27 protein-coding genes and 1 pseudogene are annotated in these 24386 nt (G+C 66.4%); 22 read left to right on the top strand and 6 right to left on the bottom strand.

Annotation, left to right across the window (positions count from 1 at the left end; all coding sequences use genetic code 11):
• Positions 1 to 163 precede the first annotated feature (163 nt).
• From ACOQPH_RS08055 to ACOQPH_RS08040, 4 genes and pseudogenes are all read left to right on the top strand, one after another.
• Positions 164 to 3439 (top strand): annotated as a pseudogene (locus tag ACOQPH_RS08055) (DEAD/DEAH box helicase); the annotation flags it as partial.
• Between the two features lie 110 nt (positions 3440 to 3549).
• On the top strand, positions 3550 to 3738 hold the full coding sequence (locus tag ACOQPH_RS08050) for a hypothetical protein (RefSeq protein ID WP_420624112.1): 189 nt from the start codon (positions 3550 to 3552) through the stop codon (positions 3736 to 3738).
• 552 nt (positions 3739 to 4290) lie between these two features.
• Positions 4291 to 4590, top strand: a complete 300-nt coding sequence (locus tag ACOQPH_RS08045) for a helix-turn-helix domain-containing protein (RefSeq protein ID WP_420624111.1) — start codon at positions 4291 to 4293, stop codon at positions 4588 to 4590.
• Positions 4587 to 5639, top strand: a complete 1053-nt coding sequence (locus ACOQPH_RS08040; RefSeq protein ID WP_420624110.1) for an integrase core domain-containing protein — start codon at positions 4587 to 4589, stop codon at positions 5637 to 5639. Before ACOQPH_RS08045 ends, ACOQPH_RS08040 begins: the two co-directional genes overlap by 4 nt.
• Before the next feature lie 94 nt (positions 5640 to 5733).
• Here ACOQPH_RS08040 and ACOQPH_RS08035 read toward each other — a convergent pair whose 3' ends face one another.
• On the bottom strand, positions 5734 to 6108 hold the full coding sequence (locus ACOQPH_RS08035) for a hypothetical protein (RefSeq protein ID WP_420624109.1): 375 nt from the start codon (positions 6106 to 6108) through the stop codon (positions 5734 to 5736).
• A 57-nt stretch (positions 6109 to 6165) separates the two neighbouring features.
• Here ACOQPH_RS08035 and ACOQPH_RS08030 point away from each other — a divergent pair, with 57 nt between their 5' ends.
• Together ACOQPH_RS08030 and ACOQPH_RS08025 are read left to right on the top strand one after the other, a co-directional pair.
• Positions 6166 to 6333 (top strand): DUF2188 domain-containing protein, encoded by a 168-nt coding sequence (locus ACOQPH_RS08030; RefSeq protein WP_420624108.1) that lies wholly within the window; start codon positions 6166 to 6168, stop codon positions 6331 to 6333.
• A gap of 8 nt (positions 6334 to 6341) precedes the next feature.
• Positions 6342 to 6521 (top strand): hypothetical protein, encoded by a 180-nt coding sequence (locus tag ACOQPH_RS08025; protein WP_420624107.1) that lies wholly within the window; start codon positions 6342 to 6344, stop codon positions 6519 to 6521.
• Between the two features lie 146 nt (positions 6522 to 6667).
• Here ACOQPH_RS08025 and ACOQPH_RS08020 read toward each other — a convergent pair whose 3' ends face one another.
• A complete protein-coding gene (locus ACOQPH_RS08020; RefSeq protein ID WP_420624106.1) occupies positions 6668 to 7426 on the bottom strand; it encodes an O-acetyl-ADP-ribose deacetylase in 759 nt (252 codons plus the stop codon).
• Between the two features lie 125 nt (positions 7427 to 7551).
• On the opposite strand from ACOQPH_RS08020, the gene ACOQPH_RS08015 reads away from it, so the two are divergent.
• The 6 genes from ACOQPH_RS08015 (at position 7552) to ACOQPH_RS07990 (ending at position 11664) form a co-directional block, all read left to right on the top strand.
• Complete coding sequence (locus ACOQPH_RS08015; protein ID WP_420624105.1) at positions 7552 to 7773, top strand: hypothetical protein; 222 nt, start codon at positions 7552 to 7554, stop codon at positions 7771 to 7773.
• 39 nt (positions 7774 to 7812) lie between these two features.
• Entirely contained in the window at positions 7813 to 8289 is a 477-nt protein-coding gene (locus ACOQPH_RS08010; protein ID WP_420624104.1) for an HIT family protein, read from the top strand.
• 153 nt (positions 8290 to 8442) lie between these two features.
• Positions 8443 to 8613, top strand: a complete 171-nt coding sequence (locus tag ACOQPH_RS08005; protein WP_420624103.1) for a type II toxin-antitoxin system RelE/ParE family toxin — start codon at positions 8443 to 8445, stop codon at positions 8611 to 8613.
• A 17-nt stretch (positions 8614 to 8630) separates the two neighbouring features.
• Complete coding sequence (locus tag ACOQPH_RS08000; protein ID WP_420624102.1) at positions 8631 to 9008, top strand: helix-turn-helix domain-containing protein; 378 nt, start codon at positions 8631 to 8633, stop codon at positions 9006 to 9008.
• A gap of 132 nt (positions 9009 to 9140) precedes the next feature.
• The gene (locus ACOQPH_RS07995; protein WP_420624101.1) at positions 9141 to 10130 is read left to right on the top strand and encodes a hypothetical protein; all 990 of its coding nucleotides are present in this window, start codon (positions 9141 to 9143) and stop codon (positions 10128 to 10130) included.
• Between the two features lie 106 nt (positions 10131 to 10236).
• A complete protein-coding gene (locus tag ACOQPH_RS07990; protein WP_420624100.1) occupies positions 10237 to 11664 on the top strand; it encodes an NAD-dependent succinate-semialdehyde dehydrogenase in 1428 nt (475 codons plus the stop codon).
• Positions 11665 to 11701: 37 nt separating this feature from the next.
• Here ACOQPH_RS07990 and ACOQPH_RS07985 read toward each other — a convergent pair whose 3' ends face one another.
• A complete protein-coding gene (locus tag ACOQPH_RS07985) occupies positions 11702 to 12499 on the bottom strand; it encodes a class II aldolase/adducin family protein (RefSeq protein ID WP_420624099.1) in 798 nt (265 codons plus the stop codon).
• Between the two features lie 64 nt (positions 12500 to 12563).
• On the opposite strand from ACOQPH_RS07985, the gene ACOQPH_RS07980 reads away from it, so the two are divergent.
• The 8 genes from ACOQPH_RS07980 to ACOQPH_RS07945 all read left to right on the top strand — a co-directional run bounded on the left by ACOQPH_RS07980 (position 12564) and on the right by ACOQPH_RS07945 (position 21275).
• Positions 12564 to 14855: a CoA transferase gene (locus ACOQPH_RS07980; protein ID WP_420624098.1), complete on the top strand. Its 2292-nt coding sequence runs from the start codon at positions 12564 to 12566 to the stop codon at positions 14853 to 14855.
• A 4-nt stretch (positions 14856 to 14859) separates the two neighbouring features.
• Entirely contained in the window at positions 14860 to 17220 is a 2361-nt protein-coding gene (locus tag ACOQPH_RS07975; protein ID WP_420624097.1) for a xanthine dehydrogenase family protein molybdopterin-binding subunit, read from the top strand.
• A gap of 88 nt (positions 17221 to 17308) precedes the next feature.
• The gene (locus ACOQPH_RS07970; protein WP_420624096.1) at positions 17309 to 18604 is read left to right on the top strand and encodes an O-acetylhomoserine aminocarboxypropyltransferase; all 1296 of its coding nucleotides are present in this window, start codon (positions 17309 to 17311) and stop codon (positions 18602 to 18604) included.
• A gap of 4 nt (positions 18605 to 18608) precedes the next feature.
• On the top strand, positions 18609 to 19439 hold the full coding sequence (locus tag ACOQPH_RS07965) for an alpha/beta fold hydrolase (RefSeq protein ID WP_420624095.1): 831 nt from the start codon (positions 18609 to 18611) through the stop codon (positions 19437 to 19439).
• 110 nt (positions 19440 to 19549) lie between these two features.
• Positions 19550 to 20089 carry an FAS1-like dehydratase domain-containing protein gene (locus ACOQPH_RS07960; RefSeq protein ID WP_420624094.1) on the top strand — a complete coding sequence of 180 codons (540 nt, stop codon included), beginning with the start codon at positions 19550 to 19552 and terminating at the stop codon, positions 20087 to 20089.
• Positions 20090 to 20115: 26 nt separating this feature from the next.
• Positions 20116 to 20538, top strand: coding sequence for a MaoC/PaaZ C-terminal domain-containing protein (locus tag ACOQPH_RS07955; protein WP_420624093.1), 423 nt, complete (start codon positions 20116 to 20118; stop codon positions 20536 to 20538).
• Positions 20539 to 20594: 56 nt separating this feature from the next.
• Positions 20595 to 20858 (top strand): type II toxin-antitoxin system Phd/YefM family antitoxin, encoded by a 264-nt coding sequence (locus tag ACOQPH_RS07950; protein WP_420624092.1) that lies wholly within the window; start codon positions 20595 to 20597, stop codon positions 20856 to 20858.
• Between the two features lie 51 nt (positions 20859 to 20909).
• Entirely contained in the window at positions 20910 to 21275 is a 366-nt protein-coding gene (locus ACOQPH_RS07945) for a type II toxin-antitoxin system VapC family toxin (protein ID WP_420624091.1), read from the top strand.
• 72 nt (positions 21276 to 21347) lie between these two features.
• Here ACOQPH_RS07945 and ACOQPH_RS07940 read toward each other — a convergent pair whose 3' ends face one another.
• A complete protein-coding gene (locus ACOQPH_RS07940) occupies positions 21348 to 22604 on the bottom strand; it encodes an acyl-CoA dehydrogenase family protein (protein ID WP_420624090.1) in 1257 nt (418 codons plus the stop codon).
• 70 nt (positions 22605 to 22674) lie between these two features.
• Here ACOQPH_RS07940 and ACOQPH_RS07935 point away from each other — a divergent pair, with 70 nt between their 5' ends.
• On the top strand, positions 22675 to 22815 hold the full coding sequence (locus ACOQPH_RS07935; protein ID WP_420624089.1) for a hypothetical protein: 141 nt from the start codon (positions 22675 to 22677) through the stop codon (positions 22813 to 22815).
• A 47-nt stretch (positions 22816 to 22862) separates the two neighbouring features.
• The gene (locus ACOQPH_RS07930; protein WP_420624327.1) at positions 22863 to 23411 is read left to right on the top strand and encodes a DsbA family oxidoreductase; all 549 of its coding nucleotides are present in this window, start codon (positions 22863 to 22865) and stop codon (positions 23409 to 23411) included.
• Positions 23412 to 23453: 42 nt separating this feature from the next.
• On the opposite strand, the gene ACOQPH_RS07925 is transcribed toward ACOQPH_RS07930, so the two are convergent.
• Entirely contained in the window at positions 23454 to 23897 is a 444-nt protein-coding gene (locus ACOQPH_RS07925) for a rhodanese-like domain-containing protein (protein ID WP_420624088.1), read from the bottom strand.
• 51 nt (positions 23898 to 23948) lie between these two features.
• Positions 23949 to 24356, bottom strand: coding sequence for a VOC family protein (locus ACOQPH_RS07920; protein ID WP_420624087.1), 408 nt, complete (start codon positions 24354 to 24356; stop codon positions 23949 to 23951).
• Positions 24357 to 24386: the final 30 nt, after the last annotated feature.

The following is a 24386-nucleotide window of genomic DNA, read 5'->3' as shown; positions in this document are numbered from 1 at the left end:
AACGCCCAGCGCCACGCCTTCGTGGGTCGAAGGAACGAGTCATTCGCATCCTCGCGAAGCGCAAGGTCGAGGATTATCCAGCGACGTACCCTGCGGCTGAACCCAGGGGCCGGCCCGCTTGGGTTCAGACGTGGTGAGAGAGCGGTTTGGCAACGACGTGGTGATGGAACTCAGCGACTTGGCTGCCGGGATGCGACTCGCTGGCGTGGTGGCGGGAACAGATGTCACTGTTGTCGCCGTCGACATTCACGGTCCGGGTTCGGCGACGCTCACGTATCGCACGGCGGAGAATCGTCTTGGCGAACGGCTCATCACGGAGACCGATCTCGCCGAGATTCGCCCGGCTGCGCAGAGCACCTGGACCTTCGACGCTGACGGTGCCATGTTCAAACTGGCGTCTGAAGCCCGGCGGATGCAGATGGCCCACCTGGCCGATCCGTTCGCCGCAGTCGACACCTCCAACATCGAGCCTTACCCGCACCAGATCGAGGCCGTCTACAACCGCCTTCTGACGCAGAAACCCCTGCGGTTTCTGCTCGCTGACGACCCGGGCGCGGGCAAGACGATCATGTCCGGTCTGCTCATTCGTGAGCTGATGCTGCGCGGCGACGTCACTCGGTGCCTCATCGTGGCGCCAGGCAGCCTCGTTGAGCAGTGGCAAGACGAGATGTGGGACAAGTTCGGCTTGAGCTTCGATCTGATGTCACGTGAGACCGTCGAGGCGTCACGCACCGGCAATCCCTTCGTCGAACGGAACCTTCTCGTCGCCCGCATCGACCAAATCGCCCGCTCGGAGGAACTGGTTGCGCGTCTGGGCGCTTCGGAGTGGGATCTCGTAATCGTCGATGAGGCGCACAAGATGTCCGCTCACCGCTATGGCGACGAGCTGCGCCGCACAAAGCGCTTCATGGTCGGCGAGGTGTTGCGCGACTGTGCCCGCCACTTCCTCCTACTGACGGCAACTCCCCATAACGGCAAGAACGAGGACTTCTTGGCCTTCATGACGCTCATCGACCCCGAGCGGTTCGAGGGACGGCTGCGCGCCACCAACGGCAGCGGGGGAGCCGCTGAGGTTCCCGATGTCAGCGACGTCATGCGCCGTCTGGTCAAGGAGAACTTGCGGACGTTCGAGGGCAAGCCCCTGTTCACCAAACGCCACGCCCACAGCCTGCAATTCGACCTGTCAGAGCCGGAGGCTGAGCTCTACGAGGCGGTCACCACCTACGTCCGCGAAGAGATGAACCGTGCCGCCCGGATGCGAGAGGAAGGCGATCGCCAGCGTGGCGTGATCGTCGGGTTCGCACTTGCGGGGCTGCAACGACGGCTGGCGTCCTCACCGGCAGCTATCTACGAGTCCCTGCGCCGGCGCCGCGATCGTCTGGCCGGACAGGCCGCCGAGATGCGTCGCTTGGCCGCTACTGGCGAGCCAATTCCGGTGCTCGAACTGCCGCGGGGAGTGCGGGTCGCCGACTTGGAGGACTTTGACTTCGACGACTTCGACGAAGCAGAGCTCGAAGAGCTGGAGAGCGTCACTGTGGACGCCGCCTCGGCTGCGGCCACCGCTGATGAGCTCGAGGCGGAGGTTGTCGTCCTGAAGGGCCTCGTGGAGCTGGCCGATCGGGTCCGAAACAGCGGCGTGGATGCGAAGTGGACTCGACTGCGGGATCTGCTGCGCTCCGAACACTTCAACGCAGCCTCTGATTCAAACAACGACCGCCGCAAGCTGATCGTGTTCTCCGAGCACCGTGACACGCTCGACTATGTCGCTGGGCGGATCGCCGCCGAATTGGGCCGCCCCGAAGCGGTGGTCACGATCCACGGCGGCATGAGACGGCAACACCGCCGCACCACTCAGGATCGCTTCCGGGTCGATCCGACTGTGTCGGTGCTGGTGGCCACCGATGCCGCTGGTGAGGGCGTCAATCTGCAAGTCGCCAACATGATGGTCAACTACGACTTGCCGTGGAACCCGAACCGCATCGAGCAGCGCTTCGGCCGCATCCACAGGATCGGCCAGCGTCGGCCCTGCCATTTGTGGAATCTGGTCGCACACAAGACCCGGGAAGGCCAGGTTTTCGAGCGGCTGTTCGCCAAGATCGAGCAACAGCGTCAGGTGTACGGCGACCAGGTGTACGACGTGCTGGGAGATGCGCAGATCAACGTCTCGCTGCGGGAACTGCTGATCGATGCCATCCGAGCCGACACCGACCCCGCGCATGCCGCTTGGATGGACAAGGTCATCGACAGCGATATCGGTGAGCAGCTCCGCGAAGTGCTCGAGGAACGGGCGCTCGTGGCGGGGTTGGCTGACCCGTCCGCCAATGACGAAATCCGTCGCCAGATGGAAGAATCCCGCGCTCGGCGGCTTCAGCCGTGGTTCGTGCACGACTTCTTCACCGAGGCACTGCGGCTGTACGGCGGTCGCATCGCGGGCCGCGAACACGGTCGGTACGAGGTCACCCGCGTCCCTGCAGCGATGCGGTCGGGTGCCGACCCGGCGCTCGGACCGGTGCACGACCGATACGCGCGGGTGACGTTCGACAAGAACCATGTGCTTCTCGACGCCGAGACCGCTGGCAAGTTGTCTGGGGCCGCCGGTGATCGTGCGGAGCTGATCTCTCCCGGCAGCGCGCTGTTGAGTGTGGTGGCGTCCAAAGTGCTCGCCGACTGGGGCGAGTCGCTGCAGCGTGGAACGGTCCTGGTTGATCCAGCGGACCCGTCGACCGAACCTCGGCTGCTCGTGTACCTCGATCACGTCGTCACCAATGGTCGCATCGTGAACGGTGCCCGCCAGGTCGTGTCACGTCGGTTCCAATACGTAGAGGTGGACGAACTTGGAAACGCCCGTGACCCTGGAGCGGAGCCGTACTTGGTCTATGCACCGCCGACCGGCGACCAGGAGAGCTTGCTGGCCGACCGGCTGGAAACGTCGTGGGCAGGGCCGGCCGCCGAATCGGTCGCCCGCGATTGGGCAATCGAACATCTCGCTGGCCCGCACCTCGAATCGGTAGCGGCCATAGTGCGCGGCCGGGTGGCGCGCGTAAGCGAAGCGGTGCGCCAGCGTCTCGAATCCGAGATCCGTTACTGGGATCGGAGAGCAAACGAGATCAAGGCGCAGGAAATCGCCGGCGGCAAGCCCAGGCTGAACTCAGGTCGTGCCCGGGCGCGCGCCGACGAGTTGGAGACCCGCATGGCGCGGCGTCGCGCCGAGCTCGACACCGAGGCCGACTTGCACAGCAGCCCGCCGACCGTGGTCGCGGCGGCAGTGATCGTGCCCCAAGGCTTGGTCGACGCACTGTCCGGTTCGCCGCCCGACGCGGAAGCGGTCGCCGACAAGATGGAAACCGACCGGCGTGCAGTCGCCGCGGTCCTGGCAGCTGAGCGCGAGTTGGGGCGTATCCCGCAGGAACAAGCGCATAACAACCCAAGGTTCGACGTGATGTCTGTTGACCCCGCGACGGGTGACCACTACTTCATTGAGGTCAAGGGTTCATTGAGGTCAAGGGCCATTTGCCTCGGACTGAAGAGATCCACGTCAGCGCTCGTCAGGTGCGCCGGGCCCAGAACGACCCCCAACGCTGGCGCCTCGCTGTGGTTTCCGTGCCAGATGATCCCGACGCTGACCCAGGTGTCGCCTATCTGGTTCAGCCCTTCGTCGGCGTGACCATGCACTCAGCCCAGACAAGCGTCCCGCTGAAGGTCGCCACCCTCCTCGCCGACGCCGGCCCACCCTGCTGAAGCCCGTCGGCGCTGGCGAGAGCAGGGCCGAGAAAAGAAAGGCCCGGCACCGCCGCAGCGAACTGCGGTTGGCGCCGGGGCGGTAGGAACATTATGTCCCAATTTGGGACAAAACGCAACCGAGGTTGACGCAGAATGCGCCGCCAACGAAGGATGCTGTTCCTGTATGCGCCTGATGGAGCCTCAAGTCGTCGCATCGTGCGACAGCAGTGGCGCTTCCTAATGCCTGGACAACGCGATTCTCCGCATGAACCGTCGCGATGTGGGGCTCGCGGAAGAGCTCACCACTCATTGGGTTTGCTGTGGCCCCCAACTCGATGTTCCGTCGCACATGGGTGGCTGGCAACCTGAGGTCGCCGTCGTTGCTGACCAGAATCGCTGCGTCGATCTGGTCCGTGTAGAGGTCGATGAGCATATGAGAGGCCACGTTGTGTGGTGCGTCTGACTTCGCGCGACGGGATCCTGGTTCTTTCAGACTGCATCTGAGATGGTTGCTGGCCTTGATTGTGGAGGCCGTCAACGATGACATCGACACCGCGGAAGCCGAAGCGGATGCTGACAGCAGAGCAGAAGTACGACTTGTGGCTGGGGATGCTGACGGGGCAGATCTCCCAGGCCGACGCGGCAGCCGAGGCTGGGGTGGATCGGTCGGTGATCACCCGGCTGCGAGCGGTTGCCCGCGATGGAGCGATCGCGGCGCTGGGGGCGTCGAGGCCGGGCCGGCCGCGTCAGTCTCGCCAGGAGGCGTCGGAGGCCGCGGCGTTGGGGGCCGAGGTCGACCGGCTCCAGGCGACGGTGGTCGAGCAGGCCGTCGAGTTGGCGGTGCTGCGGGGAAAATCGCGCTGGGGATGAGCGGTCCGGTTCCCGCCCGTGTCGATGGGACCGCCAAGGCGGCGTTGCTGTCCTTGATCGACGATGCGGTCGATGCCGGCTGGACGCTGAACCGGGCGTGCGCGGTGGTCGAGCTGGACCGGGGTCGGGCGTGGCGGTGGCAGCAGCGCCGAGCCGGGGGCGGGCTCGATGACGCCCGCCCGGGCGGGAACCCGATCCACGGGCTCTTGGAGTGGGAGGAGGCTGAGATCTTGGCGTTGTTCGACGAGTGGGGCGACGTGGACCGGTCGCATCGCAAGCTCGCTCACCGCGGCTCCTACGAGCAACGGGTGTGGGCGTCGCCGTCGACCGTCGATCGGGTGCTGGCCCGTCACGGCCTTGCCCTGCAAGGAGCTCCACGACCGGCACGGACCGTGAAGACGCCGTGGCCGGACTGGTGTGAGTGGCACCCGAACCAGCTGTGGTGCTGGGACGGCTCCCAGTTCGAACGCTGCGTCGCCGCCAAGCACGCGTACGCGATTGTCGACCTCGTGTCCCGCAAGTGGATCTCGACCCGCCTCACCGCCAACCCGGACTCGGTCGCCGCCCGGGTCCTGTTCAGCCGCGGGCTCGACAACGAGGGACTGCTCACCGACGAGCTCCGAGCCCGCCTCACCGACCCCGACACCGCGCTCCCCGACGGCGACCAGGCGCCGTTGCTGCTGGCGGTCTCGGACAACGGGACCGAGATGCACGCCAACGAGACCCGCCGGTTCATGGCGCTGTGCTCGATCGCCCAACACTTCGGTCGCCCGTCGACCCCGACCGACCAGGCGTGGATCGAGTCGCTGTGGGGCCACGTCAAACGCGAGCACCCACACCTGACCACGATCACCGACCCGGCCGTGCTCGCCGCCGAACTCGAACGCGTCCGGGTCCACCACAACAGCGTCCGGCTGCACGAAGCGATCGGCTACGTCACCCCCAACGACGAACACGACGGCCGCGGCAACACCATCCGCGCAGCCCGCACCCACGGCATGCGAAACGCCGACGAACAACGCCGAGCCTGGCACCGGAGCCAGCGATGAACCCGCCGACTACCCTCACCAACCACAACCCGCCAGCGACCATCGGATACGGCCTGAATCCCAACCCGATCCGTCGCGAAGAGTCAGATACGCCTCAGTTGACGTCCGAGCCCTTTTCCTCTTGGGTCTGGATTTCGGCGTACTGCCGGTTCACGGCGTCGACACCTCGAGCGGTGCGCGTCATGAATGCTCCTAGTTCGATCTCGACGGTGCCACTTGCGCGTAACGCATTGAGATAGGTCTTTTGCCGTATCCGCGCTCCGGGATCGATCTGGCCGTTGACGAGTGCCGTGCAGTACACAATTCGGGCGACGTCAGCACCGGCGGCCGTCCAAGCACGGTTCCTAGCGATGAGCTGCCTCACCAAGGCATTGAAGTCGAGCCACCGCCATCCGGTCGCGTCCCGGCCACACAGCTGCCGGCCTCCGTAGTAGACGTTGAAGCCATCGATATATGCACCGACGCGCATTGACAGAGTCTAGATTCACGATGCGTCAGATTCATTGAATGACAGTAGGAGCCTCACATGGGTGACAAGCGGCTTGTAGTGAAGAACCGCGCGGGAGGCTGGGATGTTCGAGCACCCGGCGCGCACAATCCCGTCTCTCAGCACGCCACGCTTGAAGAAGCCGAGCGAGCCGCTGGTGAGTGGCGTCAGAGAGTGGGCGGCGGCAAGATCTCGATCTTCCTCTAGTTGAAGTCGTGCGGCGAAACCGGGCTGAGGGCGAGACATCCCACGCTTCGCGGCGGGCGCAAGACGGCTACTCGCCAGAGGCCGCGGTCGGTCCTGACAACGTTCCCAAGGGCCTCTTCCAGCCGCCCGAGGACGGAGTTCCGCCTCTTTCCGCCGACAACGGCGACCAAGGCGACCAAGGCGACTAGGTCCGCTACCTTTCAGGACGACCGGAGGGTGCGGAGACAACCGCCTGAGCAGGGTGACCTGAGCACACGGCCGCCGAGCCGACTTCAGGCGGACCGGCCTTCTGGTGCTCACTGCACTTCCCAGCGGTGGTTGTGCCGAGCCGGACCTACTTCGCCTCGCCGATCGCCTTCTGGTACGCCTTCAGCGTGGGCACGTCGAAGCAGACGAAGCGGACCTCGCGAACCTTCGTCGGCGTCTTGCGGACCGTGCTGATGGCAATCTTGGCAGCCGCTGTCCGTGGGTACTTGTGAGCGCCGGTGGCGATTGCGGGAAAGGCCACGCTCTCCGCGCCGACCTCATCGGCGCGGGCGAGGCATTCCCGGTAGCACGATTCGAGCAGCACCGGTTCGCCGTGGGACCCGCCCTGCCACTTTGGCCCGACGGTGTGAATGACCCATTGGGCGGCGAGCCGGAAGCCGGGCGTGATCTTGGCGCGCCCTAACGCGCAACCGTCGAGTGATCTGCAATGCGAACGCAGTTCCGGGCCGGCGGCGCGATGGATCGCCATGTCCACACCGCCTCCGCCCAGCAGGACCGTGTCTGCCGCCGTGACGATGGCGTCGACCTTCTCCGTCGTGATGTCACCGAGCACCGCCTCGAGCTGGGGCTTGCTCTGAATCAAGATGGGCAGCAGCGGTGGCATCGGTTCGCCGGCGACGTGCGCGATGATTTCTCGCAGCTGTTCGCGCTCGCCCATGTCCGAGTCACGCTTGTAGATGTCGGGATCGCTCTCGACATGTACGGAAGTGATCAAGAACCCGGTCTCCTTCGCTGCGAATGTGACTTCGTAGATGCCGAAACCGGTCCAGCTGCGATGCAGGAACAAGCAGTCGTCTTCCATGAAGGTGAACCACTTGTCATTCATGTCCATCGGTACGTAACCGCGCGCAATCTCCTGCATCTCGGCACGCGAATGGCGGCGGCCCACCTGAGCCCGAGCCCCCGCCGGAGGGTGATCCACCTAAGCCGCAGCCGCCTGCAGACCTGAAGTTGGCGCCGGCGCAGTTCTACGCGCACTTTCAGCTAGATCCAGTCCGCGGCATCAAGCAGCTCAGTGACATCCTTAACCACGTCGCCGCCCACCTGGGCCAAAACCTTGAACTTGCGCTGGAAATCCGAGCAGAAAACGCCGACGGCTACGACGACTCAACCCGCAGAACTGTCAGTGAGAACGCCCAAAACCTCAACGCCCAAGCCGCCGAGTTCGAATAGCGACACTGATGCGCGATCGCGGCGAGCAGAATGCCGCTCGTGGACGACTGCATCTTCTGCAAGATCGCGGCCGGTGCCGAGCCGAGCCACATGGTCTTTGAGGACGAGAGCCATCTCGGGTTCTTGGACATCTTTCCGAACACCGAGGGCTTCAGCGTCGTGATCACGAAGGACCATCACCCGAGCGATATCGCGAGAGCAGACGCTGCGGTGGTCTCTGAGCTGATGAGGGCAGCGCGCCTCGTGGCAGCGAAGATCGCTGCTGCATACGACGACGTCGATCGCTGCGCCGTGGTGTTCGAAGGGATGATGATCGACCACCTGCATGCCAAGGTCATCCCGATGCATCAGACAGCGGGCCTGCGCCCAGGTCCCGAAGCTGAAACGACCGCCCGCGGAGATCAGTATTTCGAGGCATACCCCGGCTACGTGACCACCGAGATCGCAGCCAGACGGGCAGACAACGAATACTTGGCCGCTGTTGCCGCCAAGATCAACGCTGCTGCGACTGATTGACAAGCGGGGCATACGCGCCGAATATTCAGTTGGATCAATATAGGCTAGACTCTATGTTCGGTCCGTGGTCTGGGAGATCAACGGCACCGACGGATTCGCCGATTGGTTCGGTCAGCACGGTGAGCCCGAACAGGACGAGCGAAGCACCTGAGGGTGTTGTTCCTGTTCGATCCGAGACGTCAAGCGATCTTGTTGGTCGGTGGGGACAAGACCGGGCAGTGGGATCGCTGGTATGCGACGGCTGTGCCCGAAGCTGAGCACCGGTACGAGCGCTATCTGACGGAGATCGAAATGCAGGAGGATGGCGATGCAGAGCGATATTGAGCTTGGGTGGTAAGGACATGGGACACCGCAAATTCAGCGCGATCATCGGCACTATTGGGCCGGAGCGGCGTGCAAGCATCGACGCCATCAAGGAGGCCGCGCGTGCGGACGCAATTGCCTTCAACCTCGCTGAGCTTCGCAAGCATCGACACATGACCCAAGTGGACTTGGCGCGGCGCTTGCAGCGCACCCAGGCCACGATCTCGGCGATCGAAGCGTCCGAGGACAATCTGCTGTCGACGTGGCGAGCCGCTGTGGAAGGAATGGGTGGTCGGCTCGAGCTTGTCGCCGTTTTCGACGACGAGCGGATCGCGATACCCACAAGTCTGACAGGTACGGTTCCGTCTCCGACACGTCCCAATCCGGGTATATCGGAGAAGCGCGGTGCGAGGTAGTCGCTCTGCCGCGATCATCGCGAGTGCAGCGCATGCGGGCAATTCGACTTCGGTTGTTGCCAGGACCGACATGGCGCGCAGCGGCTGAGCCTTCCGGATGGCCAGCCGCGCTCGCTCATAGAGTCGTAGCCGATGGGCACTGCAGTTCCGTTTCCGGCGACGCAGCCGCGGGGGTACGAGTGGCTCGACGGCGAGCCGGCGTTCGATTCTGCGCGGCATCTGCAGCTCGAAACGCCCGCCGAGGTGCTCATGCTGGCTGACCTCGGCTATGACGATGCCGAGATCGCCACGAAGGCCACGCCGGTGGCGCTGTCGTCGCCGTTCCGGATGTTGAGCGACGAGGGCGCGGCCGTCATGCTGGAGACGGCCCGGCGCCTGCGGTGTTTCGCTCGCCCGGCAGGGGAGCGGATCGAGCGGACGGTGCGCGGCGGCTGCTACCGCTCACGCTGGCTGCGCGACGTGTGCCTGAGCCCCGACGTCACGGCGCATCTCGAAGCGATCTACGGCATCGAGATCGCCCCGCACCCGATGCCGGTGCATCTCGGCCACCTCAACTACGAGCCGTCACAGATCGACACTGCCATCGACAAGTGGCATCACGACACGCTGCCTCTCGACTACGTGCTCGCAGTGACCGACCCCGCCGAGGTCGCCGGCGGCCGCTTGGAGTGGTTCCGGGGCACCAAGCACGAAGCCGCCGAGCTCGCCGACGCAGGCAAGCGAATCCCGGCAGACCGCACCGTCGCTCCCGACTTCCCGGGGCCCGGATACGCCGTCGCGCTGCACGGTGACATGGTCGTGCACCGGGCTGGGCCGCTCTCCGAGATGTGCGAGCGCGTCTCGATGGTGAACGGTTACGTGTCGCTCGACGCCACTGTCGACGAGCAGAGCCGCACCTCCAACCTCATTGACATCGACGACCACGAAGTGCTCTGGACCGAGTGGGCCAAGTTCGCTGCGTGGCGGACGCAGGGGCGCTTGGCTCGCCTCGTTGAGGGGCTGGAATTCACCTCCGACCCCGACATCGTCATTGCTGAGCTGGAGCACGCGATCGGCGACGCGCAGCGAGCGGTGGACGAGATGCGCGCCCGCGAGCGCGGCCTGCACCACTACGGCGACTGATCACCCCTCCACTCGGTCCCCGGCCAGGTCGCCGTTTGGGTCATCGGGCCGTGGCCGTGGCCTGACGGTGGCGCGGAATCAACGGCGGATTTGCGATGCTGGCACGATGCAGACGCAAATGCTCATCGGAGGCAGCTGGCTGGCTGGAGACTCAACAAGCCGGATTGACGTGCTCGACCCCGCCACGGGTGACGTCGCGGCAAGCGTTGCGGCGGGAACGCCAGCAGACGCAGCAGCCGCATGCGATGCGGCAGCCGCTGCGCAGCCGGGTTGGGCCGCCGAGCCGCCGCGTGTCCGCTCGGAGATCCTGCGGGAATCCCACCGCATCCTCATCGAGCACACCGACGAGCTGGCCGATCTGATCACGCTCGAGAACGGCAAGCCCCGCGCCGACGCCGCCGGCGAGGTGGCCTACGCCGCGGAGTTCTTCCGATGGAACGCCGAGGAGGCGGTCCGCATTCACGGCTCGATCAGCGTCGCCCCCTCGGGTGCGAACCGGATCATCACCCGGCACCCACCGGTCGGCGTCGTGGCGATGATCACGCCGTGGAACTTCCCGGCGGCGATGATCACCCGCAAGCTGGCCCCGGCGCTGGCGGCCGGCAACACCGTGGTCATCAAGCCGCCGCGCGAAGCCCCGCTGACCTCGCTGCGAGTTGCCGAGCTGCTGGCCGAGGCCGGCGTGCCGCCTGGTGTCGTCAACCTGGTGCCCACGTCGAACTCCGGTGCCTGGCTCGATGCCGTCGTCGACCACCGCGCCGTGCGAATGCTCTCGTTCACCGGCTCAACCGAGGTCGGCCGGGTATTGCTGAAGCGCTGCGCCGACCGGGTGCTCAAGGTGGTGATGGAGCTCGGCGGCAACGCGCCGTTCGTCGTGTTCGACGATGCCGATCTCGAAGCTGCCACCGCTGGCGCCATGGTCGCGAAGATGCGCCACTCGGCCGAGACCTGCACCGCCGCGAACCGGTTTTTCGTTGAAGCATCGGTGCACGATGAGTTCGTCGAGCGACTGGCGACAGCCATGGGCGATGTGAAGGTTGGCAACGGCCGTGACCCCGGTGTCGGCTGCGGGCCGATGATCAATGCCGCGTCAGTGGAGAACATTGATCGGCTCGTGCGCGCGGCGATCGACGGGGGAGCCCAAGCCGTTACCGGCGGCCGGGCCATTGACGGCCCGGGCTTCTTCTACGAGCCAACCGTGCTTGGCGGCGTCGACCCGGCGGCACCCATCACGCGGGAGGAGATATTCGGCCCCGTGGCGCCGGTCTCCAGCTTCACCGACACCGATGCCATGATCGCCGCCGCCAACGACACAGAGATGGGTCTGATCGGCTACGTCTACACCCAGGACCTGGCCAAGGGTCTGGCGGTCAGCGAGCGCATCGAGGCCGGCATGATCGGTCTGAACCGTGGCGCAGTGTCTGACCCAGCAGCGCCCTTCGGCGGCATGAAACAGTCAGGCCTCGGCCGCGAAGGCGCCAGCGAGGGCATCTACGAGTTCTGCGAAACCCAGTACATCGCCGCCGAGTGGTAGCCGCGATGAACCGCGCCTAGTGCGCGGCGCGGGAGTCTCAGTCCAGGAAGCTGGGGTCGCGCTCGACCATCTTGTCGTAGATGGGCTGGTAGCTGAACCAGCCGCCTAAGGGGCTGCCGACCTGCGCGGCGGTGTGCTTGGCTGACTCGTGGCGGATCGGGATCGGCGTGCCGGCGGCTTCGGCCAGCAGCTGGCTCTGGCAGGTGCGCTCCATGGTGATGAACCACCACGCCGCCTCGTCGACGGTGTGGCCGACCGTGAGCAGGCCGTGGTTTTGCAGGATCACCGCCTTGCAGCTTCCAAGCGCTTGCCCGATGCGCTTGCCCTCTGAGGTGTCCAGCACGACTCCGGTGAAATCGTCGAACAGGGCGTGGTCTTCGTAGAACGCGCACGCGTCCTGGGTGAGCGGGTCGAGCAGGCGGCCCAGGCTGGACCACGTCTTGCCGTAAAGCGAATGGGTGTGGGCTGCCGCGATCACGTCGGGCCGGGCCTTGTGCACCTCGCTGTGAATGGCGAAGGCTGCCTGGTTCAGCGGGTAGCGCCCCTCCACGATGTTGCCGTCATGGTCCACGAGCAGCAGGTCCGACACCTTGATCTGGCCGAATCCGACGCCGAAGGGATTCACCCAGAAGTGGTCGGTCAGTTCGGGGTCTCGTGCGGTCACATGGCCGGCCACGCCCTCTTCGAAACCGAACAGCGAGAACGCCCGGTACACCGACGTCAGCCGCTCCTTGCGGTGCTGCCGCTCGGCCTCCATCGTGTCGAACGTCGGCGCTTGCGGGATCGGTATCTCGGTGAATGGGTTCGCGGCGGTGTCGGAAGTCGTCGTAGTCACAGATGCAATCGTACGACGCGGAACCAGCGGCAGTATGAGGACCGGGCCACCTACAGTCATCCCGATGAGCAGCGCCGACGGTGCCCGAAGCAGTGATTCGCCGGTTCGTTGCCTTGACGGGGTCCGCGTCGTCGAATTGACCACCGGCATCGCGGCGCCCTACGCAGCGCGCTTCCTGGCTGATCAGGGCGCCGATGTGGTCAAAGTGGAGCCACCTGGAGGTGACCCCTACCGCAGCGACCCGGGCTTTCAGGCGGTGAGCCGCAACAAACGCTCGGTGGTGCCCGCCCGCGTCGAGTGGGAGCGTGCCCCGCTGCCTGCCGGAGTCAACGGTCCGCCAGCATCACTGCCCGGCATCCTGCGACCAACGGCTGCATCGCTCGCCGCGCCGTTGCTCAGCGAGCTGCTCAGCGGCGCCGATGCGGTCTTCGTGCCCGACGCCGACACTGCGACAGCGGCACGGAACCTGGCTCGGGGCGCGGTGATCGTTTCCTGTCCGACTTGGGGCGATGTCGGGCCGTATGCAACCCGTGCGGGCACCCCGTCGCAGGTCGCCGCCGTGACCGGCATCGGCTGGAACCAGATCAGCTACTCCGAAGGGCCAGTCGAACTCGTGGTACCGCTGGCGTCCTACGGGGCCGGAATGTTGGGCGCTATGGCCGCGGCAGCGGGGCTGTATGCCCGGCAGGCGCGCGGAGCAGCGCCCACCTACAACGTGTCGGAAGTGTCCGGCTCGGGCGCCATGCAGATCGGCGACTTCGAGATGCCAGAGATGGCCGGCCTCGACCGCGACGGCTCGTGCCCGCTCGGCTCGGCTGGTCGGCTGCCGGTGTACCGGCTGTTCCCGGCAGCCGATGACCGGTGGATGTTCGTGGCCTGCGGCACGCTGCCCTTCTATGTGGCGATGCTGCGAGCCATCGGCCGGGAAGATCTGCTCGGCGACAAACGCTTCTCGGACCCGCCGTGGGGCCTCCTCGACCTTGAGCCGCTGGCGGAGATCACCCCGATCCTGGAGGAGGCATTCGCAGCCCGCCCGCTCGACGAGTGGCTGGAAATCCTCAGAGATCACGACGTGCCGTGTCAGCCGACCCAGACCCGCGAGGAGTTCATGGCGTCGCCGCTGGCGGAGGCCAACCGGCTTGTGGCAACGGTGGAGCACCCTGACCTCGGCGAAGTACGCACTCCGCCGCAGCCGATGTGGATTGACGGGTGCGATGCGGTCGAACTGCAGCCAGCCCCGCGATTGGGCGAGCACAACGGCGAGGTTGCAGCCGAGATTGAGGCTGGCGCGTGGTCCACCCAATCGGGCCCCGACCGGGCGGCGCCGGGCGCAGCGCCCTTGGCGGGCCTGAAGGCCGTCGATCTCAGCTCGTTCATCGCAGGACCGGTCATCACCCGCCATCTGGCGATGCTTGGCGCCGAGGTCACCAAGATCGAGCAGCCCGGCGGCGACCCATTCCGCGTCCTCGGGCCCTACTTCAATGGCTGGAACCAGTCCAAGCGCTCGGTCCGTCTCAACCTCAAGGACGCCGCGGACCACGCGGTCATGGCGCAGCTTGTCGCCGATGCCGATGTGATCGTCGAGAACTTCCGCCCCGGCGTCGCCGAACGACTGGGGTGCTCCGACGCGGAGTTGCGCCGCATCCGTCCCGATGCTGTGCTGGTCAAGAGCCCCGGTTACGGCCGAGACGAGTCGATGGCAGAGGTGCCGGCCTTCGACCCGCTGCTGCAGGCGCTGGGCGGGATCATGTCAGCCCAGGGTGGAGACGACGAACCGGTGTTCCTGACCGTCCCTGTGCACGACGCCGCCACGCCCATGATCGCCACGTTCGGGGTCCTGTGCTCGCTCTACCGACGGCTGGCCGACGGCGAGGGCCGGACCGTGCGCACGTCGCTCACCCAAACCGTCACCGCGGCGCAGGCAGCCGAGTTTGTGATCTATGACGGGCGGCCACCGGCTGAGATGGGCGGCCTCGACTATCGCGGCGCCGGCCCCGACCGCACCTACCTGGAGGTCTCGACCCCGGACGGGCCGCAATGGGTCTGGCACGAGACGACGCCCGAGGGCACCAGCGATCTGCCCGCCGAACGGCGAGGATTCGTCAGGTCCGAGGTCGCGACCTCGAATGGCCACGTCGTCGATCTCCCCGAGACCGAGTGGGGCCCGATGACCCAGGTCGGCTCGCTCATCGGCGGCATCGACGTACCGATGCGCCGAGCCCCGTTCCTCGACGAGCACCGGGAAGAGATCCAGGTCGAACTCGGGGCCAGACAAACGGGCAGCACACATCCCGCACCCGTCGATTGGCAGCAATCGGTCTCGGCGCGACCACCGGAACCGGCGTCGCTACGGTGACGCCATGAGCACTGCCCGGCTCGAGTCCGAAGACCTGCCGATGCTGCGCGGAACGGTGACCTACACCGCCGACCTGCCTGTTCCCGAAGGCTGCCTGCATGCAGCGTTCGTGCGCTCGACGGTGGCTCACGCCGAGCTGCGCAACGTGGACCTGCGCGAGGCCGAGCAGGCACCCGGGGTAGCTGCGGTGTTCGATGCCCCAGCCTTGGGGCTCGCACCACTCGAGTACTACCGTGCCACGACGATGGGCGGGACGATGGCCCGGCCGCTGCTGGCCGACGGACGGGTGCGCTTCGCCGGCGAGCCGGTTGCCGTCGTCCTGGCTGCGTCACCGGCCGCGGCTCTCGATGCGGCCGAGCTAGTCGCTGTCGACATCGACGAACTGCCGGCCGTCATCGACGCCGAGCAGGCAGCTGCCGACGAGATTCTGCTCTTCCCGGATGCGGGCACCAACGTGGCGCGCCCGCTCGATCCGCCCGACGGCGGCGGCTTCGTGTCCGAACCGACCCGCTTCGATGGCTCGGCCGTGCCCAATGGTGCGCCCGGCGACGACCCCTGCGCTGGCGCTGCGGCGGTCGTGGAGCTCGTGTGCGAGAACGACCGGATCAGCTCAGTGCCGATCGAGCCGTGCGCGATCGTGGCGACGCCGTTCGAACTGATCCGCGGCACGCCGCTGGCTGACGGCGCGTCGCTGGACTGCGAACTCGACATCTGGAGCACCGGCCAGGGAGTGCACAGCGCGCCGTACCTGTACCGCCGCCTGCTGGGTGTGCCCACGACCGCCGTTCGAGTACGTGAACCCTGGGTCGGCGGCGGTTTCGGCGGACGCGGCGACCCGATGCCAGAGTTCTTCGTGGTTGCCCGCGCCGCGCAGTTGCTGGGCCGCCCCGTGCGCTGGGTGCAGAGCCGCCAAGAGCAATTCGTCTCGATGCCGTACGGACGCGGCCAGCGTCATCGCATCCGCATGGGCTTCGATGCCGAGGGCCGCATCTCGGGCATCGACGTGGTGATGTGGTGCGACGCCGGGGCCTACCCGCACATGGCCCCCATGCTGGCTGCGGCCAGCTACCGCCAGAGCACCGGCCTGTATCGGGTGCCCCGGCTGCGCTACCGCTACGGCGCTGCGGTCACCAATGCGCCGCCGGTGGGGGCGTACCGCGGCGCTGGCCAGCCGGAGGTGAACGCCGCTCTCGAACGAGCCATCGACGCCGGCGCCCGCGAGCTCGGCCTCGACCCCGCCGAGGTACGCCGCCGCAACCTGCTCCGTGCCGATGAGTTGCCGTTCGACACCGGTACCGGCGTCGTCATCGACAGCGGCGACCCTCACCGGGCCCTCGACACAGCACAGGAACTCATCGACGCACCTCGCTGGCAGGCGATCGCCGCCGAGCGCCGCGCCGCAGTCGATCGCACTGCGCTCATCGGCATCGGCTACGGCTGCTACAGCCAGACCGCTGGCAGCGAAGACGATCCCGACTACGCGTCGCTGGAATTGGGCCCTGACGGCAATGTGCTGGTCACCTGCGGCAGCCACGGTCACGGCCAGGGCCATCACAGCCTGTGGGCGCAGATCACGAGTGCCAGGATCGGGATCGCTCCCGGTGCCGTGCGTGTCAACGACGCAGACTCCGTGACATCGACCTTCGGCGGGGTGACCGGAGGCTCGCGGACGGCGTCGGTGCTGGGCAGCCAGATTGCCGCTGCTGCGACCCAACTGCGTGCCCGCATCTGCGGAGTCGCTGGCGAGCTGCTCGAGGCGAGCGCTGACGACATAGAGGTCACATCCGAAGGCGCGCACGTCGCCGGCGTCCCGTCCCGTCTGGTCAACTGGACCGACATCGCGTCGGCCGCTCCGGAAGGCATCAGCGCCACCGTCGATGAATGTCGAAGCGGCCCGACGCATCCCTACGGCACCCACGCCGCAGCAGTGGAGGTCGACGCCGAGACCGGGCGCGTCACGTTGCTGGCGTTCGCAGCGGTCGACGACTGCGGCCGCATGCTGCACGAAGCCTCGGTGGAGGGCCAGCAGCACGGGGGAGCCGTTGCGGGCATCTCCCAAGCCCTGATGGAAGCCGCCCAATGGGATGCCGACGGCACGCCGCGCACCACCACGCTGATGGACTACCTCATCCCGGCCGCCGCAGACGTGCCACCCATCGACACAGCCCGGCTCGCCATACCGACCGACCGCAACGAGCTCGGCACCCGCGGCATCGGCGAGAACGGTGCCATCGCCGCCCCGCCGGCCGTGCAGAACGCGGTCATCGACGCGCTTGCCCACCTCGGCGTGACGCACATCGACATCCCGGTCACACCACAGCGCGTCTGGGAAGCCGTCAGCGCCGCCGAGGCCTCCGCAGGCTGACCGTCTGGCGCCCAGTCTCAGGCGTCGGGTGGCGCCCACGTTCGCGTGCTGAATACTTGAGTTCTCGCACACCGCCCCGGAGGCATCCATGGTCGAGCCGGACTTCCTGCACTTTGACACGCTGGCGCTGCACGCCGGCCAGCGGCCCGACCCGACCACCGGTGCTCGGGCCGTGCCGATCTACCAGACGACCTCGTTCAGCTTCACCGACACTGAGCAGGCGGCCAGCCTGTTCAACCTTGAGATCCCCGGCCATATCTACAGCCGCATCTCCAACCCCACCGTGGCGGTGCTGGAAGAGCGGATCGCAGCCCTCGAAGGCGGCGTCGGCGCGGTGTGCACGGCCAGCGGCATGGCCGCGTTCCACCTTGCCTGCGCCACCATCGCCTCCGCGGGTGATCACATCGTGGCGAGCCGAAACATTTACGGCGGCACCCACAACATCCTGAGCCTGACGCTGCCCCGCTTCGGCATCACCACGACGTTCGTGGATCCGCGCGATCTCGACGCGTGGCGTGCCGCAATTCAGCCCAACACCAAGGTGCTGTTCGCTGAGACGCTGGGCAATCCCAACATCGAGGTGCTCGACGTGTCGGCCGTAGCCGAAGTAGCCCATGAGGCAGCTCTGCCGCTGATGCTCGACGCGACGTTCACGACGCCGCACCTGATGCGGCCCATCGAGCTGGGTGCCGACATCGTGATGCACAGCGCCACGAAGTTCCTCGGCGGGCACGGCGTTGCCATCGGCGGCGTCGTGGTCGACGGCGGGCGCTTCGACTGGGCAGCTTCGGGCAAGTTCCCGACCCTCAGCGAGCCCTATGCGGGCTATCACGGCATCGCGTTCACCGACGAGTACGGGCCTCAGGCGCTGTCAATGCGGGCCCGAGCCGAAGGCTTGCGCGACTTCGGTGCCGCGATGAGCCCGGCCACGGCGTTCTACCTCCTCCAGGGGGTAGAGACGCTGCCGATCCGGATGGACCGTCACGTTGCCAACACCGAAGCGGTAGTCGATTTCCTGGTCTCTCACGACGCCGTCAGCTGGGTGAGCCACCCGTCGGTGCCGACACATCCCGACTACGAGCTCGCAAAGCGCCTGCTGCCCCGCGGTGCGGGAGCGATCCTGAGCTTCGGCATCGAAGGCGGGCGCGAAGCGGGCCGAAGGTTCATTGAGGCAGTGCGACTGGCGTCACACCTCGCCAACGTCGGCGATGCCAAGACGCTCGTGATCCATCCCGCGAGCACCACCCACCAGCAGATGAGCGCCGAAGACCTTGCCGCTGCCGGGGTCGGCGAGGACTTGGTGCGGCTGTCGGTGGGACTCGAACATCCCGGCGACATCATTTCGGACCTGTCCCGCGCCCTGCGGGCCTCACAGAAGGGCTAAGCCGGTGGCAGCTACCGAGGCATTCTCATTGGAAGTCGGCGGCCGAGCAGTCGGTGTTGCGACCGGGGGAGTCGTGCCCGACGCTGTGTCGGCGGCCGAGGCACCGGTGGTGCTGCTCGTGCACGGCGCAGGCATGAATCGCACCGTGTGGCAGCTGCAGACACGGTGGCTCGCACACCGCGGGTACACGCCCCTGGCGATCGATCTGCCCGGCCACGGTCTCAGCGAAGGCGACCCACTCGGTTCGGTCGCCGATATGGCTGCATGGCTCGGAGAGGTGATCAGCGCAGTGTCGCAGCGGCTCGGCTGCGAGCAGGTGCGGTTGGTCGGCCACTCGATGGGGTCGCTGATCTGCACCGAAGCGGCGGCGGCCGACGATGACAGGATCGCCCGCCTTGTCCTGCTCGGCACGGCGGCGGCCATGCCCGTGCATCCGGCGCTGCTCGGCGCTGCCGAGCGCAACGAGTTGCTTGCGCCAGAACTCATGACGGCTTGGAGTCACGGCAGCCGTGCACACGTCGCCACCAATCCCACGCCGGGCTTGTGGATGCTGGGTGGCGGCCTAGCCCTGCTGGAACGAGCCGACAATGGCGTGATCCATGCCGACCTGTCGGCATGCGCTTCCTACGAGGCCGGCGACGTCGCGGCACGGGTTCAATGCCCGGTCACGGTCATCGTCGGCAGCGAGGACAAGATGACACCTCCCCGCGCCGCAGCTCCGCTCATCGCCGACTTCGAGAACGTCGACGTCGTCCACCTCGCTGGCGCCGGCCACATGATGATGAACGAGGACCCCGCCGCGATCCGCGCGGCCCTCGCCGCAGCACTCACCTAACCAGCTCGGCCGTGCGCGTTCTGGGCTGTGTCGGTGGTGCGCGCTCCGCGCGCGGCTGCCATCATGTTGCGGCGGCATCCTGAATCGAGCAGCCGCGAGAGGAGCCAGACATGGCAGTCGAGCGATTTCCCGTGGAGGCCTCGCACATCCTGATGTTTGCGAGGGCCGTCGGCGACACGAACCCGATCTATAGCGACGCTGAGTATGCGGCCGGCACTGAGGTCGGCTCGATCATCGCGCCGCCGACATTCGCGCAGTCCAGCGCTCAATTCGACGCCGACTACTTCCTGCGTCCGAAGCCGGACAAGAAGTGGTTCGGCAGCGGCCGCACCGCCTCGGGAACGCTGGTGCGAGACCTATCCGAGTCAGATGGCGATGACGTCGCCGACGAGCGCGAGGACGACAAGCAGTCCGGTGCCGCAGCGGGTGGCCTGCACGCCGAGCAGCACTTCACCTATCACCGGCACCTGAAGCCCGGCGACGTACTGCACACGGTCACCTACGACGGCGAGAAGTGGGAGAAGCAGTCCAGGCGGGCCGGCATTCTCAAGTTCTCCGAGGCCGTCACCGAGTACCGCGACGAGGACGACGAGCTGGTCATCACGGCCAAGGGCGTCGGCGTCGTCACCGAGAAGGTCATCGACGACTGAGTCGTCACCCAGAAAGGAACGCAGACATGGCACTCAGTGCATCGCAGCTCAGCGTCGGAGACAGCTATTCCGAGCAGATCGTCGACGACCTCACCCGCACCCAGATCGTGCAGTACGCAGGGGCGTCGGGCGATTACAACCCTGTCCACACCGACGAGAAGTTCGTCACCGAGGTGGCGGGCTACCCGACGGTGTTCGCGCACGGGATGCTCACCATGGGCATGACCGGGCGCATGGTCACGAATTTCGTGGGCGACGGCCGTCTCACCTATTACGGCGTGCGGTTCACCAGCCAGGTGTGGCCCGGCGACACGCTCACCGCAACAGCCGAGGTCGCCGAGATCCGGGATGAGGACGGCCAGAAGTTGGTCGTCCTCACCATCACCACGACGAACCAGGAGGACCGAGCAGTCCTCACCGGCCAAGCCACCGCCCGCCTCGACGACTGATCAAGTCCGGCGCGGGCAGATCGCGCCTGCGACCTCATTGTGCTACAATGTAGAACATGGCTGAAGTCGGCATCCGGGCGCTCAAGCAGAATGCCTCCGAGGTCGTGGCGCGGGTAGCCGCAGGTGAAGAGATCACCGTGACGAACCGTGGCCGGCCGGTGGCGAAGATCATCCCTATCCGCCGGTCGCGGCTCGAGGAGATGATTGCCGCAGGCGAGGCAACACCAGCACGGGGCAAGCTGGAAGATCTGCCGCCGCCGCAGCCGGGTCCGAATCTGTCCGATGCGATTATTGCGATGCGGGCAGAAGAGCGCTATTGACGGTTCCAACAAGGCGATCTAGCGGTGCCGCTCTATTGCGATAGTTCAGCGATGGTGAAGCAGATCGTCAGCGAGCCGGAATCGGCGACGCTGGCTGCATGGCTCCGACGAGAGCAGCGCGATCTCGTCGTGTCGGACTTGGTGCGCACTGAGGTCGTGAGAGCAGTTCGTCGCTACGCACCCGAACTCACGGCTCAAGCTCGGTCGCTGTTCGATTCGGTGTCGACTGTACGGGTCACCCGGGCAATCACCGAGAGCGCGGCGATGTTGGATCCGCGGGAGCTGCGCAGTCTCGACGCATTGCATCTGGCGACGGCGCTCGCCATTGGCGATGACCTCGATGGTCTCGTCACTTACGACCAGAGGCTTGCCCGCGCTGCGCAAGACGCGGGTATTGCGACATTTTCCCCGCGCTAGTTGTTGGCGCCTCGTCTGGCATCAGCTCGTCTCCCACCCGTCCCGCTAGCTCTTGGCGCGCCCGGCGCTGTGCTAGCTCTTCGCCCTCTGGACGAAGCCGAACAGCTTGCCGGCCACCTTGCGGATCTGGATCTCTTCTGATCCCTCGGTGATCCGGTACCGGCGGTGGTGCCGGTAGATGTGCTCGAAGGGCATGTGGCGCCCGTAGCCGTTGCCGCCGCAGCTCTGCATGGACCGGTCAGCTGCGTCGCAGCAGAACCGGTTGCCGCGGTAGTTGCACATGGCCACCTTGTCGGTGATCTCCATGTGGTCGACGCCTTCGTCCATCTCCCAGGCAGTCTTCCAGATGAGCGCCCGGACCATCTCGGCCTCGGTGTACAGCTCGGCCAGCGGGAACTGGATGGCCTGGTTCTGCGCCAGCGGCTTGCCGAACGTGGTGCGGTTCTTCACATAGTCGACTGCCACGTCGATGCAGTGCAGGCCAGCGCCCACTGACGAGGCCGCCTGGCGGATCCGGTTCTCGTGCACGAACAGCTGCGCTGTCTGCAGGCCGCGGCCCTCTGACCCCAGGATGTCGTCGTTGTGGACCCGCACGTCGGTCAGGCGCACGTGGGCGTGGTCGGTGGGCATGTTGAAGGTCCACATGAACTTCTCGACCCCGAAGCCCGGCGTGTCGACCGGGACGATGAAGCAGGTGATGCCGTGCCCCTCGCCGGGATTCCCCGACGTGCGGGCGAAGATGTAGTCGTGGGTGGCGTGGTGCAGCCCGGTGTTCCAGTATTTCTCGCCGTTGATGACCCACTCGTCGCCGTCGCGCTCCGCGGTGGTCTCCATCCAGGTGGCGTCAGAGCCGTGCAGCGGCTCGGTCAGGCCGAAGCCGATGCGGGCTTGACCCTCGAGCATCTTGGGAATCCAGTACTCCTGCTGGGAGGCTGACCCGTAGCGTTCCATCATCAGCACGGTCGGGAAGTTGCCGATGATCGAGCTCTCGTTCTGCAGGTCGTTGTGCAGACCCAGCCCGCGGCGGGCCAAGTGCTCGCGGATGATGGCCATGCCGAGGTTCGTGCCATCGCTGCCGCCGAAGCGCTCGGGCAGGTGCCAGCGCAAGAAGCCCGCCTTGTCGGCCTCCTTGCGCATGCGGACCAGCAATGCTTCCCACTCTGCGTTCGGCAGGCCGTCGCGTTCCCAGTCGGTGCGCGAGTCCTCCCGGCGATGGTCGAAGAACCGGATGTTGTCGTCTTCGTTCTCGATGGACTTGATGACGTCGTCGATGAACGCGTCCAGGTCGTCGAGCAGCTGCGCGATGTCGGCGGGGATGGTGAAGTCCATGCGCGGCAACCTACCGGCCGCCCGAAACCCCCGCCGGGCCGTGTGCGAGGATGGGACTCGGGAGGCCGAGATGAGTTCCGCATTCGAGAAGATCATGGACGGCCTGAGGGAGGCAGAGGCCTATCTCGAGGGAGAGAGCGCTGGTTTCCGGGTCAGCGAAGTCAAGGTTCCCGAACCCGACGAGCGCGACGGGGAATCGACAGAACAATGACGATGTCGGTGCTGGTGTGGTCGGACTACCTGTGACCGTGGTGCCATCTGGCACGGGCCCGGGCGGTCCAACTGGCTGAGCGTCACGACCTCGAAATCACCTGGCTTGCCTACGAAATCCATCCCGAGGTGCCGGCGGAGGGCATCGAAGTCCGTTCAGGTTTCGATCGGGTGGCGGCACTCGCCGAAGCTGAGGGCATCCGCTTCGTGTCTCCCAAACGCCTGCGGAACAGCGCCAAGGCGCACCAGGCAGCGCTGGCAGTCGAGCACGCAGACCCCGACGCTGCCGAGCGTTACCACGATCGGCTCTACGCCGCCTACTGGGAAGACGAGCTGGACGTCACCGACCCTAAGGTGCTGGTCACCTTGGCGGCAGACGTGGCCATCGACCCTGACGTGCTGCGGCGCGTCGTGGCCAATGACGAACTGCTGCCCGCCCTTCGGGCGTCGATGGCGCGTGCGAACGAGTGGGGGATCAGCGCTACGCCCAGCTGGCTGTTCGATGGGCGGCTCGTCATTCCAGGAGCGCAGGATGACGACTTCATGGCCGACGTCATCAGGCGCCTGCGCGAGCGGCCCGCCCCCGGCACGAGCTGAGGTCGCCTCGCAGGTCGCCGCGGCGACCGAGACCCCGATTCGTCAGCCGTCGGACCCGGCACCCACCGTGGGCGGCGGGATTACCGGCAAACCGTGGGATTTCCAGCCGGCCATGCCCCCATCGAGGTCCGTGGCGTTGCCGAACCCCAGGTCCTGCAGGCGAGCGGCGGCGAGGCTGGAGCTGTAACCCTCATTGCACACGATGACCAAGCGGTCGTCGAAGTCGGCTGCTGTGCCCTCGGCGAAACCTGATGCGTCGTCGATGCGCCACTCGAGCACCAAGGGGTCGATGGGCTCGGAGCCCTCGATGATGCCGTTGGCCTCGCGCTGGTCCCGCGATCGGATGTCAATGACGCGCAGCCGCCCGGTGTCGGCGGAAGCCCCAGCCTCCAGCAGCACGGCAAGTTCAGCGGGCGAGACCCGGTCCAGCCCGGCGCGCGCCTCCGCCAGCAGGTCGTGGACTGTCTTCCGCTGTGGTTCAGGCACAGTTCAACGCTCCCAACGCTCCCAACGTCGCCGTGCCCCGCAAGCCTAGGTTCAGGGGTTGTCGATGAACTCGACCCAGTTTCCGTCGGGATCCTCGACCATCCCGACCACCACGCCGGGCCGCGCTTCGAGCCGGCGCCAGATGATGTTGGCCCCGGCCTCCTCGCAAGCGGTCATCACTTCTTCGAAGTTGCCGACGTTGAAGGTGAAGTAGCGCAGGCCGGTGGCGCCGGTGATGCCCCCCGTTGCCCCGGCAGGCACGTCAGCGACGGGCACCACAAGTTTCAGCATGCTCTTGTTCGCCCACAGTCGGTGCATCTGGGCAATGCCCACCTTCTCCATGTTCAGCGTCTGCTCGAACTCGAGCCCGAGCACATCGCGATAGAACGCGAGCATCTCGTCGCCGTTGCTGGTGACGATGCCGAGGTCGAAGCCTTCCTTGGTCGGTTGCAGTGCCACGCTGTCCCCTGTCTTTCTGCTGGTTTGGAG

The organism is Candidatus Poriferisodalis sp., from assembly GCF_965221945.1.
Classification (GTDB): domain Bacteria; phylum Actinomycetota; class Acidimicrobiia; order Acidimicrobiales; family Poriferisodalaceae; genus Poriferisodalis.
The sequence above is the reverse complement of the archived record's forward strand: the minus strand, read 5'-3'. Positions and strand labels throughout refer to the sequence as shown.

What these genes read in the sequence shown, in the direction of transcription:
- ACOQPH_RS08045 (WP_420624111.1), top strand. Translation starts at nt 4,291, where the DNA reads ATGCTGACAGCAGAGCAGAAGTACGACTTGTGGCTGGGGATGCTGACG.
- ACOQPH_RS08040 (WP_420624110.1), top strand. Translation starts at nt 4,587, where the DNA reads ATGAGCGGTCCGGTTCCCGCCCGTGTCGATGGGACCGCCAAGGCGGCG.
- ACOQPH_RS08035 (WP_420624109.1), bottom strand. Translation starts at nt 6,108, where the DNA reads ATGCGCGTCGGTGCATATATCGATGGCTTCAACGTCTACTACGGAGGC.
- ACOQPH_RS08030 (WP_420624108.1), top strand. Translation starts at nt 6,166, where the DNA reads ATGGGTGACAAGCGGCTTGTAGTGAAGAACCGCGCGGGAGGCTGGGAT.
- ACOQPH_RS08020 (WP_420624106.1), bottom strand. Translation starts at nt 7,426, where the DNA reads ATGAATGACAAGTGGTTCACCTTCATGGAAGACGACTGCTTGTTCCTG.
- ACOQPH_RS08000 (WP_420624102.1), top strand. Translation starts at nt 8,631, where the DNA reads ATGGGACACCGCAAATTCAGCGCGATCATCGGCACTATTGGGCCGGAG.
- ACOQPH_RS07995 (WP_420624101.1), top strand. Translation starts at nt 9,141, where the DNA reads ATGGGCACTGCAGTTCCGTTTCCGGCGACGCAGCCGCGGGGGTACGAG.
- ACOQPH_RS07990 (WP_420624100.1), top strand. Translation starts at nt 10,237, where the DNA reads ATGCAGACGCAAATGCTCATCGGAGGCAGCTGGCTGGCTGGAGACTCA.
- ACOQPH_RS07980 (WP_420624098.1), top strand. Translation starts at nt 12,564, where the DNA reads ATGAGCAGCGCCGACGGTGCCCGAAGCAGTGATTCGCCGGTTCGTTGC.
- ACOQPH_RS07975 (WP_420624097.1), top strand. Translation starts at nt 14,860, where the DNA reads ATGAGCACTGCCCGGCTCGAGTCCGAAGACCTGCCGATGCTGCGCGGA.
- ACOQPH_RS07970 (WP_420624096.1), top strand. Translation starts at nt 17,309, where the DNA reads ATGGTCGAGCCGGACTTCCTGCACTTTGACACGCTGGCGCTGCACGCC.
- ACOQPH_RS07960 (WP_420624094.1), top strand. Translation starts at nt 19,550, where the DNA reads ATGGCAGTCGAGCGATTTCCCGTGGAGGCCTCGCACATCCTGATGTTT.
- ACOQPH_RS07955 (WP_420624093.1), top strand. Translation starts at nt 20,116, where the DNA reads ATGGCACTCAGTGCATCGCAGCTCAGCGTCGGAGACAGCTATTCCGAG.
- ACOQPH_RS07950 (WP_420624092.1), top strand. Translation starts at nt 20,595, where the DNA reads ATGGCTGAAGTCGGCATCCGGGCGCTCAAGCAGAATGCCTCCGAGGTC.
- ACOQPH_RS07945 (WP_420624091.1), top strand. Translation starts at nt 20,910, where the DNA reads ATGGTGAAGCAGATCGTCAGCGAGCCGGAATCGGCGACGCTGGCTGCA.
- ACOQPH_RS07940 (WP_420624090.1), bottom strand. Translation starts at nt 22,604, where the DNA reads ATGGACTTCACCATCCCCGCCGACATCGCGCAGCTGCTCGACGACCTG.
- ACOQPH_RS07935 (WP_420624089.1), top strand. Translation starts at nt 22,675, where the DNA reads ATGAGTTCCGCATTCGAGAAGATCATGGACGGCCTGAGGGAGGCAGAG.